9 protein-coding genes are annotated in these 12,030 nt (G+C 41.7%); 4 read left to right on the forward strand and 5 right to left on the reverse strand.

Annotated features, from left to right (window positions below; translation table 11 throughout):
* The first annotated feature begins 103 nt into the window (after positions 1–103).
* Both WKF66_RS17110 and WKF66_RS17115 read left to right on the forward strand, forming a co-directional pair.
* Positions 104–508, forward strand: coding sequence for a response regulator (locus WKF66_RS17110; RefSeq protein ID WP_489675709.1), 405 nt, complete (start codon positions 104–106; stop codon positions 506–508).
* Positions 509–608: 100 nt separating this feature from the next.
* Positions 609–2,549 (forward strand): PAS domain-containing sensor histidine kinase, encoded by a 1,941-nt coding sequence (locus WKF66_RS17115; protein WP_489675710.1) that lies wholly within the window; start codon positions 609–611, stop codon positions 2,547–2,549.
* On the opposite strand, the gene WKF66_RS17120 is transcribed toward WKF66_RS17115, so the two are convergent.
* From WKF66_RS17120 to WKF66_RS17135, 4 genes are all read right to left on the reverse strand, one after another.
* The gene (locus WKF66_RS17120) at positions 2,533–3,378 is read right to left on the reverse strand and encodes a helix-turn-helix domain-containing protein (protein WP_489675711.1); all 846 of its coding nucleotides are present in this window, start codon (positions 3,376–3,378) and stop codon (positions 2,533–2,535) included. The genes WKF66_RS17115 and WKF66_RS17120 overlap by 17 nt on opposite strands.
* Positions 3,379–4,350, reverse strand: coding sequence for an aldo/keto reductase (locus WKF66_RS17125; protein WP_489675712.1), 972 nt, complete (start codon positions 4,348–4,350; stop codon positions 3,379–3,381).
* A gap of 192 nt (positions 4,351–4,542) precedes the next feature.
* Positions 4,543–6,066 (reverse strand): ATP-binding protein, encoded by a 1,524-nt coding sequence (locus WKF66_RS17130; protein ID WP_489675713.1) that lies wholly within the window; start codon positions 6,064–6,066, stop codon positions 4,543–4,545.
* Positions 6,067–6,286: 220 nt separating this feature from the next.
* Complete coding sequence (locus tag WKF66_RS17135) at positions 6,287–7,381, reverse strand: sensor histidine kinase (protein WP_489675714.1); 1,095 nt, start codon at positions 7,379–7,381, stop codon at positions 6,287–6,289.
* Between the two features lie 140 nt (positions 7,382–7,521).
* Here WKF66_RS17135 and WKF66_RS17140 point away from each other — a divergent pair, with 140 nt between their 5' ends.
* Positions 7,522–9,987, forward strand: a complete 2,466-nt coding sequence (locus tag WKF66_RS17140; RefSeq protein ID WP_489675715.1) for an ATP-binding protein — start codon at positions 7,522–7,524, stop codon at positions 9,985–9,987.
* Between the two features lie 29 nt (positions 9,988–10,016).
* Here the strand turns inward: WKF66_RS17140 and WKF66_RS17145 are convergent, their stop codons facing one another.
* Positions 10,017–10,796 (reverse strand): hypothetical protein, encoded by a 780-nt coding sequence (locus WKF66_RS17145; protein WP_489675716.1) that lies wholly within the window; start codon positions 10,794–10,796, stop codon positions 10,017–10,019.
* Positions 10,797–10,945: 149 nt separating this feature from the next.
* On the opposite strand from WKF66_RS17145, the gene WKF66_RS17150 reads away from it, so the two are divergent.
* Positions 10,946–11,908, forward strand: coding sequence for a manganese catalase family protein (locus tag WKF66_RS17150; RefSeq protein WP_489675717.1), 963 nt, complete (start codon positions 10,946–10,948; stop codon positions 11,906–11,908).
* Positions 11,909–12,030 lie beyond the last annotated feature (122 nt).

Consider the following 12,030-nt stretch of genomic DNA (forward strand, 5'->3'; position numbering starts at 1 on the left):
TATATAATAAAATAGAGTCAAGTCGTCTGACAGTCGTTATAAAATACAACTCCTGGTTGTAAATTAAAATGCGTAAATGATTTGTAAGTATGTAAATTGCTTTATGTTAAAAATCCTGGTAGTAGACGATCACACGATAGTTCGTAATGGGCTTTGTCAGCTTCTCGGTGAGCAAAGCGACCTAGTGATCGTAGGTGCTGCGGAAAGCGGCCATTATGCGCTTGAATTGTTAAATGAAGGTTTGGATGTAGACGTCATGCTTACTGATCTAAGTATGCCTGGCATGGATGGATTTGAATTAACACAGCGGGCACTAAGCCGCAATCCCGGTCTGCAAGTTATAGTTCTCTCTATGCATTCGACTCTTGCCGTAACTCAAAAGGCACTGGCAGCAGGAGCAAAAGCATGCTTTTCGAAAGATGGAGACATAGATCATTTGTTAACGTCTATACGCGCAGTAATGCAGCCCGCTTATTTAAGCGCGGACAGATCAATTGCCAGTATATAATAAAGGAATACAGCAAGGGACCTGTTGATTTAAAAGGAAATACGGTTGAACAACTTTTCGTTTTTGATGTTGTTTAAACTTATTTCAGTCATCATACCATATGTCCACTAGTGATCAGTTTTATAAGAGCGCAGAGTTTCAAGCATTTTTCAAAGGGGCATCAAGGTCACTGATTATCAAAGCTGATGCACCCACTTTTACTGTGTTGGCTGCAAGCGACCTTTACCTTTCTTTGACTCACAAAGAGCGAGAAGAAGTTTTAGGTAATGGCCTCTTTCAAACCTATCCCGGCGCTCATTCAGATCCAAACGAAAAGGACAGTGTGTTTAGCTCATTTGTTCGAGTGATCAATACCCGTGAGAAAGATGAATTGCCAGTTTTCAAGTATGAGATCAGCATTGCTAACACTAATGAAAAGGAGACGCATTATTGGACAAATGTAAATGAGCCGATCCTGGATGAAAATGGTCAGGTTGCTTATATTACAAACACGACGACGAATATCACTAAGAAAATACGTCAACAGAATGCTGTTGATGAAAGCGAAGGTAGATTTCGTTTGATGGCAGAGGGAACCGATGTAATGATTGCTGTAGCTGATGAAACTGGTGCTGCAATTTATTTTAATAAAGCCTGGGAAGTTGCAACAGGTAGATCTTCATCCGAATTATTGGAATTCGGCTGGGTTGATCTTATGCATCCGGACGATAAGCAAGGTGTAATGGCCATCTTCCAATCAGCGTTTAGAAGACGCGAGCCTTGGATGTGGGAGTTTAGATTGCCCACCCAATCAGGTGTTTACTGTTGGTTTATGGCAAGGGGAACACCCAGATTTACAGCAGATGGTGCTTTCGCTGGCTACATCAGCTCTACTGTGGATATTACACAGCAAAAAGACCATCAAGCAATACTAACAAAGCTTAATGAAAATTTATCTGCGATAAATGCAAAACTTGCTAAAAGTCAAGAGGATTTGCTTATCTCAAAGACTAAACTGGAGGAAAGTGAACACTTATTACAGTTGGCCATGCAATCATCAGGCCTGGGAATCTGGATCACTAATCTGGATAATGGGGAATTGACGCTGTCAGATCGTGGAAGGGATATACAAGGTATCCCTGATGATGTACCACTTACTTTTAATGAATTGTTGTCTATCATCGACCCGGTGGATACTGAAAGTGTAAGTGACGCCATGGCTGCTGCAATTGAGCACAAGGGCCACTTTATCATTGAATATAAGATAAATACCTATTTAACAAAAACATCCAAGTGGCTTAGAACCAGCGGAATTGTTCAAAAGAATAATCTCGGGAAGCCTTTGAGAATTTTAGGTACGATTCAAGATGTCACCGAACAGCGGTTGAACGACCAGCGTAAAAGTGACTTCATCAGTATGGTCAGTCATGAACTTAAGACCCCTTTGACTTCGATTAATGGATATGTGCAGATTTTAGGGAATAAAGCTCAAAAAGAGGAAAATGCGCTATCCAGATCGTTACTGGAAAAGACCGGTAAACAAGTAAGCAAAATGACAACCTTGATCAATGGATTTCTAAATGTTTCCCGGTTGGATTCGGCGAAAATACGTATTGACAGAACTATATTTGATATGGCCACCTTAATAGCCGAAGTGAATGATGAAACATTAGCGTCCGTTACCAGTCACAATGTGATCTTCGCGCCTGTGGAGGAAATGTTTGTGCTAGCTGACCATGATAAGATAGGCCAGGTTTTGACTAATCTTATCAATAACGCAGTGAAATATTCACCTTTGGGAAGCAATATAAAAGTTGATTGTGTTAGGAGTAGTGACTGGGCAACTGTAAGCGTACAAGATGAGGGCCATGGAATTAGCGAAGAGAACCTTCCAAAGCTTTTTGAACGGTATTACAGAGTTGAAGACAGTAATAATGGGGTCTCTGGATTTGGTATTGGTTTGTACTTATGTTATGAAATCATAAAAGGGCATCACGGAGACATCTGGGCTAAGAGTACTCTCGGCAAAGGAAGTACCTTCCATTTCACGCTCCCTTTGTAAGGAAGGCAAGCATTAAAATATAGGTCAGCTCAGTGGGCGCCTTACCGAATTTCCTTTTAAATGAGTGTGAAAAGTGTGAGAGACTTTCAAAACCTAAGTCCAGATAGATCGCTGAGGGTTTAAGTTTTCTTGTTTCGATCAAGTGCTTTGCCTCAATAAGGCGTTTGTGTTGAAGCCACTGCCGTGGCGGTAAGCCAAATGTTTTCTGGAAATCACGTTTAAAGCCTGCCAGACTGCGACCAGTCAGCTGCGCAAATTGGATGACAGGAACATTGAACTGGAAGCTACTAAGCATAAACTTCTCCAGGTCAATCTTATGAGGATCCGAAAAGTCAAATAAAAGGTTGCGAAGGCCCGGCAGGGCAAGTAGCAGTAGTTTAACACCCTCTTTTACTTTCAAGATACCCATTTCGTCAGTCATGTCTGCTCCCGATCTTCGGGCATAAGGTACGATGGATTGAAAATATCCTTTTAAAAATTCATTAGAAGGAACCAAAACGTTCGGCGAACCGTGATACTTCTCATTTGCCTCAAGCTTTTCCTCTAGGACAATTTTCCGCAATAGATCCTCTTGCAGGGATATCACGATGGTTTCATAATTCGCCCCCGGAAGCGGTGTCTTAGTCAGCGTACCCAACTGATTTTTGCCAATCAGCAGCATCTCTCCACCGTTCATCGAGATCTGTTGAGCTGAGGTTTCTAAGGTGAGCTGTCCTGAAACCTGCAGTATCAACGTATGGTGGTTCCAGAAACATACTTTTTCCTTCCGCTCGGCAGAAAGGTAAGAATAGAAGATCACGCCTGGTAAAATTTCTTCGGGACTGGTCATTTATCGCTGCAAATAAGTGCCACCATGTATAGCACCAACTGCAAAAGTAGTGTTTAAGATGTTCATTTCTTCGGGTGTAAATGTAATATCCATCGCTTCAATATTCTCCGGTAAGCGCGACCGTTTACTCATGCTAACTAAAGTCATGATATCATTCCCTTGCTCCTTTACCCAAGCAATTGCAATCTGCGTCGAATTGAATCCCTTAGTGGTCGCCATCTTTTTTAAAACTTCAGCTTTTTCCAGGTTATGTATCAAGTTTTCACCCTGAAAACGGGAAAAGCTTTGTCTATAATCGTTTGCAGGAAGCGGCGCCTTCAAGTCACCAGTTAATAAGCCTTCAGCAGTATTGGCAAAAGCCACTACAGTAATGCCCAGTTCCTTTGCTGCCGGGAGCAGTTCGGTTTCAATCTGACGGTCAGCCAGCGAATAACCGATCTCTAACGCGCTAATTGGATAAACATTATTAGCTTGACGAAGTTGTTCCGCCGTAATTTCCGATACGCCAATGTAACGTACTTTACCTTCTTGAACCAAATCGGCAACTGTTCCAATAATATCTTCCACAGGTACGCTGTTATCCATACGACAGGGCTGATACAAATCAATGGTTTCAATCCCTAAACGGGTCAGCGAGTAATTAATAAAGTTTTTAATAGCGATGGGGCGAAAATCCATTCCGAGCGGGTGACCGTTATGAAAGATAGCACCGAACTTAACGCTGATAAACGCTTCGTCGCGCCTTCCTTGAATCGCTTTTCCTATCAGCATTTCGTTATGACCGGCACCGTAAAAGTCACCGGTGTTTATAAAATTTATACCCCTGTCTAAAGCTTCATGGATCGTAGCGATACTTTCGTTTTCATCAGGTGTAGAACTACCCCAGATCGAAGACATACGCATACAGCCTAAACCAAGTTTTGACACAAGCGGACCATTTTGACCTAATTGAATTTTTGTAATGTTTTTCATGTTGTAAAGATCAACACATAAAACATTCTGGAGTTTCTTCCAAGGCTCAACTAATTTGTCTGTATGGCTCAGAATTTTTGATTACATCTTAGTTTTTTGAACCGGGAATGTGATTTGGAAGGTACTGCCCTCTCCTATCTTACTACTGGCCGTAATTTTACCACCCTGAGATTCGATTTGAGTTTTAATGATCTACAGACCAGCACCTCTTGAACTAATAGAACCATGGAAGGTGGTGTAAAGGCTGAATAGTTTATGTCCGTACCTTTCAAGATCCATACCCAGACCATTGTCTGTGCACTCTATAACATTTTCACCGTCGGTATTTTGATAGGAGCGAAGTTCTATACGAAGGTTTCTTGTCGGATCTTTATACCTCAAAGCATTAGAAAGCAAATGCTTAAAGATATTTTTTATGTAAAGACCTGGAAAGCGAACAGTAGCTACTTCAAAGTGTTTTAATACATCTACCTGGCTAACTTGAGAAAATTGGGCTTGAATCGCGTCATTGGCTGTTTCTTCTAAGCTTAGTTGCTCATCAGACGTCTTTTGGTCCTGGGTTTCGATCACCTGAGCCAGGTCATCCAGTGTTTTCATGAGCGCACTTGTTTCCTGTCGGCTTATTGTCATGAGTTGCCGGTTTTCTTCGCCGATCAACTCCACATCAATCAGGTTCGATAATCCCTCAAGGTTACTTGTGTGATTTCTGATGTGGTGTGAAAGCACGTACGCAAAGTTCTTTATTTGCTGCTTTTGCTCCAGAGTAACCTCCAGGGCCTGGCTAAGTTCTATTTCAGTTTTCTTATACTGGTCAATATCCATAAGGGTGCCCCTAAGCTTTACAACCTCTCCCTTACTGTTAAATACCGGCTCTCCAATATGCCTTACCCAAAGGGTTCTGTTCCCCATGGTTTGAGCAAGCATCTCTATGTCCCATTTACTGCCTTTTAGCAGAGCATCTTGTATCGCCTGATCTAAAAGTTTTCGATATTGCGGAAGAAAAGTTGCTGGGAAATCTTTGTTAAGGTCCTGGTCATAAGGAATTTCCAGAATATCATAAACTGTCTTCGACCAGATGCGATTGCCAGTAATAAGGTCACGTTCCCAGCCCCCAACACCTGCAATCCTACCTGCTTCAGAAAGCAGAAACTCACTGGCTAATAAACGCTCTTCTGTCTTTTTACGTCGTTCAATTTCAATCTTCAGCTCCCTGATGGAGCGTAAACCTAAAAGCATTGGAAAAATGCGGTTCAACGCATAGGCCGCAAAAACGGAAACAACTGCAGTAGCAAGACGCAGGAGAGCACTTAACCGGTAGGCCGGCCACCAAAACAGTACAGCATCAATGAGATGCGTCAAGCCGCATAGAAAGACAAAAGCCAGAAAGAGCAGTATGACCCTGTTGACAGGGACGTCCTTTCGCTTTCTAAGCACACGAAAAAGCAATATAGGAATGGCAAAGTAAGCGCCCCAGATCGCCAGATCAGAAAGAATATACAACCAGCCATGAAAGTCCGTCCAATTACCGCAATGCCACCTGGCCGGGAAATCATCCGTATCAAATATTTTACTGAAGAAGTCAGCGACCTGGCTGCCAATTGCCGTTGGGGCCGACACAACTGCACGAGTTGGTCCACAGATGGGGCCGCACATCACTGCATTACCATTGGCTTGTAAGGAGGGGGAAATAATGCCCGTATAAGCGGCTGAAGACATAAATGTAGATTAGGAACGATATAATAACCGGGTATTGGAACAGGATCTGATTTTAAGGATAGTGCAATCTAATAAGTAAAAGTTTAACAAATTCTCTATTGGGGAAATACTTTTAGAATGTAGTCATTATTAATCTATAACAAAACTGATCATCCAATGCTGGATTTCCTGAAGTCATTTTCCAGCGGGCTTGAACGTAAGGCAATAGCGCTTAGTCCGTTCAATTAAGAATTGGAATTGGAGTCTTTTGTAACTTTATTTTGAATGTCGTTCCTTTTCCGGGTTCGCTCTCAACAGAGATATTTCCTCCTGCGGTAGTTACAATTGTATTCACGAGGTAAAGTCCCACCCCGGTGCCTTCTATATTGGAATGGATGCGTTCGAATTTTTCAAAGATCAGTTTTTTGTCCGCTTCGCTGATTCCAATACCATTGTCGCTCACTGAGAGGGCAAGTTGATCATCTTCTGTTTTGGAGCTAATGGTGATCTCTGGCCTCCGATCCGCGGGCGTATATTTAATTGCGTTGGCAATCAGATTATACAGTGCGCTGCGTAATTTACGCCTGATAAACGTGATCTCTGTATCCTGCAGATCCAGTTTGATGATTACATTTCGTTCCTGGATCTGTTGAGATAAAGTTAACCTAACGTCCTCAATAACATTCTGAAGGTCCAACAGCTCTTCTGCTGCCTCGGCTCCATGAGGCTGAAGACGGCTATCCATCAGACCATCTACAACCTTCATCATGCCTGAAAGACCACTTTCAAGCTTTAAAAGCAATGTAGGGAGTTTCTCAATCTGTTCAGGGCTCAGCTTCTTTATCAGCTCAATGGTAAGGCTAAGCGTGCTAATCGGGGTTTTAATGTCGTGGGCTATCGTGTCAAGAAGCAATTCATGTTCAGCGATCATTCTTTCCTGCTCCTTCAAATCTCTTATTCGGGGCGTAATGTTTACAAAGGTAATGATCACCCCATTGGTTGAATTTGTGCTTTTGATCTTGTATGGAATGATATTCATCTGGAACCAATCCCTGTCGGTGGTTTGGATCTCCTTTTCCAGAATCTCACCACATTCGATTACCGCGTGGATATTTTCTATGATTGTGGGGTAGCGGAACGTCTCTACGATATCTGCAAGCGGCTTTCCTATGTATTCTTCCTTCAGCTTGAACTGTTTCATTGCCGGGGGAGTAAATTTTCTCAGGCGAAGTTGTGCATCTACAAACAGCTGTGGAATAATGGTATTCAAAAAATAATTCTCGAGCTCCTCATTAAGCTCGGTTAACTCTGAGATCTTATCGTTTTTGCTTTGCATGAAGATTGTTTGGGCCAAATTCTGGTAATTTAGGCAATATAGAGCCGCCATCCAAGACCTAACTTAGAGCGCATTGGAATAGAGGTGCTTTTAATTGATGGCACGATTATTAATATTGACACATCAATGCGATTAAAATTATGCTGCTAACTAACGAAAACGACCTTTACAATATGATGCTCCATGCACCAATTGGCATTTGCATTCTTGATTCAGATACGCTGCGTGCGGAAACGGTTAATAGTAAGTTTTTGGAACTTGCAGGGAAGCCATATGATGCAGTTTATGGTAAAGGATACTGGGATACATTTCCAGAGGCAAGGCTGCAGTACGAAGAGGCGCTTAGTGGAGTAATTGAAAGTGGCCATCCCTATTATTCCGATGAAGTAGATTTTAGTCTAACAATGAATGGGAAACAAGAATGGGCAGTGGTTACTTTTGTCTTCAGCCCGGTTAAGGATAAAGAAGGGCAGGTATCAAAAGTAGCAATTTGGCTGCTGGAAAACACCGCTCAGGTAAAGCAACGTCAGCAATTAGAGGGCTTGAACGAACAGCTGGAAACTACAAACCAGGAGCTGCGTTCGTCCAACGAATTGCAAGGTAACCTGGTTGAAAATCTGTCGTTCGCAAAGCGGCAACTACAGATTGAACGGGATCGTCTAAACCGGTTTTTCATGCAGGTGCCAGCCGGTATTTGCGTTCTAGAAGGTCCTACACACATTTACACCCTGGTTAATCCGGAATATCAAAAACTATTTCCTGGTAGACAGCTGTCTGGCCTACCCGTGGCTGAGGCATTGCCGGAAATTAAAGGGACCCCTATAGAAGATACACTAAACGGAGTCTACAACACAGGAGAAACTTATGAAGCTAATTCCCTGCTGGTGCCTTTAGCTTATATTCAAGAAGGTTTGGTCGAAGATCGGTACTTTAACTTCGTTTACCAGGCCAGGGTTAATGCAGATAATCAGGTGGACGGGATTTTGGTGCTTGTATTTGAAGTCACCGAAGAGGCCGTTGCAAACAAAAAAATTGAAGCGCTAAATAGTGAGCTTAATTTACGGAACCTGGAATTTGCGGATACCAACCAGGAGCTGACAACCAGAAATCAAGAGCTTAACCTCGTACAACAGCAACTCGAAAGAATAAACTTAGCGCTCTTAGAAAGCCACGAACGCTTCCGCAATATCATTCATTCTTCACCAACTGCAATATTAGTTACTCGTGGTGCCAACATGGTGTTCGAGGAGATTAACGCGTCGATGCTGCAAATGCTTGGTAAAGATCCGTCAGTAAAAGGCAAGCCCTGGTCAAAAGTAGTTCCTGAATTAGAAGGACAGCACATTATAAAGAAACTTTATTACACTTATCGAAGTGGAAAAGGAAATAAAATAAGCGCAGCACCCATCAAGATATTATTAGATGGGACTCCGCAACTTGGCTATTATGACATTACATACACCGCGCTTATTGAAGATGGGATCATCATTGGAGTGATGCTATTTGTGGTTGATGTAACGGAGTATATTACTTCCAAAGATGAATTGGCAAGGGCTTATGAACAAGTGAGGCTTTCCAAGGAAGCAGCAGAACTTGGAACGTTTGATATGAACATGGAGACCGGCTATATGGAGTGGGATCTTCGTTGTAGGCAGCTATTCGGTATCAATCATGAAAATGAAGTAAGTTTTGAAGATGACTTTTTAGCTAATCTCCACCCGGACGACACACAACATGTAAAATCAGTCCTTGATGATGTCTTTGATAAGTCAGTAAACAATGGCGCTTATGACATAGAATACCGAACAGTAGGCGTCGAGGATGAAAAATTGCGCTGGGTAAGGGCTAAAGGACAAGTTTACTTCAAAACAGACAATAAGCCTTTAAGATTTATTGGTTCAGTACTCGATATCACGGAACAAAAGCAGGACGAGCAGCGAAAGAACGACTTTATAAGCATGGCAAGCCACGAGCTTAAAACGCCGCTTACTTCTTTGAATGCTTATTTATATATTCTTCAAAATAAAGCTCAAAAAGCCGAAGATGGGTTCCTACTGAATACACTTAAAAAATCAGCGAATCAGGTTAAAAAGATGATCACGATGGTAAATGGCTTTTTGAACGTTTCTCGCTTAGAATCCGGAAAAATTCAGATCGACAAGCAAAGCTTCAATATGGCGGATTTAGTAAAAGAAGTTGAAGAAGATTCGATAGCGACAGTCACCAGTCACAAGGTGATCTTTGCCCCTGTTTTGGAAACCGTTGTGGTTGCCGATAAGGATAAGATTGGGCAGGTCATTAACAACTTTATTAGCAATGCCGTGAAGTATTCGCCTGTGGGTAGCACGATTAATATTGCTTGTGTAACAAATGATGGAAATGCTCAAATTAGTGTAAAAGATGAAGGGATGGGGATCGAGGTTGAAGATCAACATAAACTGTTTGACCGCTACTTCCGGGTAGAAAGGAATGCTGCGAATATCGCTGGATTTGGGATCGGACTATACCTATGTGCCGAGATCATTCAACGTCATAATGGTAAGATTTGGGTGGAAAGTGAGCCAGGTGAAGGCAGCACTTTTTATTTTAGTGTACCACTGGATTAATGAAGGTTCGAAGCCTATTATTTGGACGCTTACAACATCTGATATTCATAAGTGTACTTTTCGGTTCCCACGTTACCAGCTATGGAATGCAGTGCTTTAGAAACCCGTGTAACCGGAAAACCGTCAGCATCATAGGTATACGTATTATTGATTTCAAGGTAACTACCATCCGGATAAATAATCTTTTCTTTTAGCACATTGTTAGGTGATAAACGATCGTATGGTTCACCATAAATCGTATAACCTAGCATGGAATTAGTAAACCTATTTTTGTTATTATCGTAAGTAAATTCTGTAATTATCAGCACGTTTGACTGGCTTTCAATCCGTGTTACGTTACTATTCGCCGAGTACTGATACTTTTCCTTGACTTGCACAATTCCGGCCTCGGTCACATGTATCTCAGTAGGATAATTGCCAGTACCGTAAATATAACCCATCGTCATTTCCTTTACAAGCGTGCCGGTGTTATACATTTTTCTAACAGTTTTAACAGGCTTTTTATCTACATAACTCACTGTATTTTCGGTCTTGTTTGTACCTAACCAATATTCAACATAAGATAAGTCTTCTCCATCATAACGATACACATCGGTAGTACTACCATTGGTTACACTCTTCAAACGTACCTTTTCGTCATAGTTGAAAACAGAGAAGGAAGTTTTGTTGTCGTTGTCCACGTGAATAATTCGACTGAGTACTTTCTTAGCGACAACAGGTTTTTCTGAGGGTTCACCTGATTTTTTACAAGCGAAGGCCAACGGTAAGCACATTAGTAGTACCAGCGAGAGATTAGATGTTAGTTTCATGATTTAATATTTGGTATTTAAATATAGAAATTATTTATAGCCAGATCAATATTACTTATCATCATAATTTAAACATTGCTTGCCAAAACGGGTTGTGCAACAAAGAGCGTTATAAAGCGCTAAAGTTTAACCTTTTAAAACAAGAAATTATGTTTTATCACATTCAAAGTCTAATTAACCCGATCGTAGATGATCAGCCAAATCCATCGGCAGCAAACGCACTTCAGGAAGGTCTTGGTGGCCAGTTTGGTGAAATGCGCACGATGATGCAGTATCTATTTCAGAGTTTCAACTTTAGAGGAGATGGAATACCCTACCTCGACCTGATTCAAGGCATCGGGATTGAAGAAATTAGCCACGTTGAGCTGATCACAAAAACAATATCCCGCTTGCTTGACGGTGCACCTGAATATCACGGAAACAAATTTGACGTACCAGGAAAAGGTGGAGATCCTGTTATGAATATGGCTAAAGATCAAAAGAATCCACATCACTTTATTCATGGTGCCCAAGGTGCTTTACCCGTAGATGCAGCAGGAAATCCATGGAGCGGATCATATGTGCATAATCACGGTAATTTGGTGCTCGATCTAATGGACAACCTTGTTCTGGAATCCACTGGAAGATTACAAAAATGCAGAATTTATCAAATGTCTTCGAATAAAACGCTTCGTGCTACTGTCGCTTTCCTTATTGCACGCGATGAGGCACATGAAATGGCATTTGCAAAAGCTCTTGAAACCTTGGGTATTGACTGGGGTAAAGCGTTACCAATTCCTAAGTTTGATTCTTCTCAATTTCCAGAAGTTAAGAAATTGATTGATCTAGGTATCAACCGTGAACAATATACTTTTAGGCTAGATGGTTCAGAAATGGACAAAATCTTCCAAGGCACTGCTCCTGCTAATGATGGAACAATTTTAACTACATTGAAAGAGCCTAAAGAATCTTATCCATATACGCCAGCACCAGAACGTCCGGAGGAATTTGCTCCAGGATTGGATCCGGAAATGCAGAAGTTGGCGGATGCGCTTACTGAATTCAAAGATAAAACAGTGAAAGACATGGAAAAGAAAGCAGGCCAAAACCCACGTACTAAAAAAGACTCCTAGTACAGGAATTCGTTTAGCGACAGCTTAATTCATACGACTTTTACAATTAGACCAAGGCACCTACAAGGTGCCTTGGTCTTTTAATACCTTACCAGATCAACCTCTTGTTCATAAACAAAAGT

The organism is Pedobacter sp. (assembly GCF_037719805.1).
Classification (GTDB): domain Bacteria; phylum Bacteroidota; class Bacteroidia; order Sphingobacteriales; family Sphingobacteriaceae; genus Pedobacter.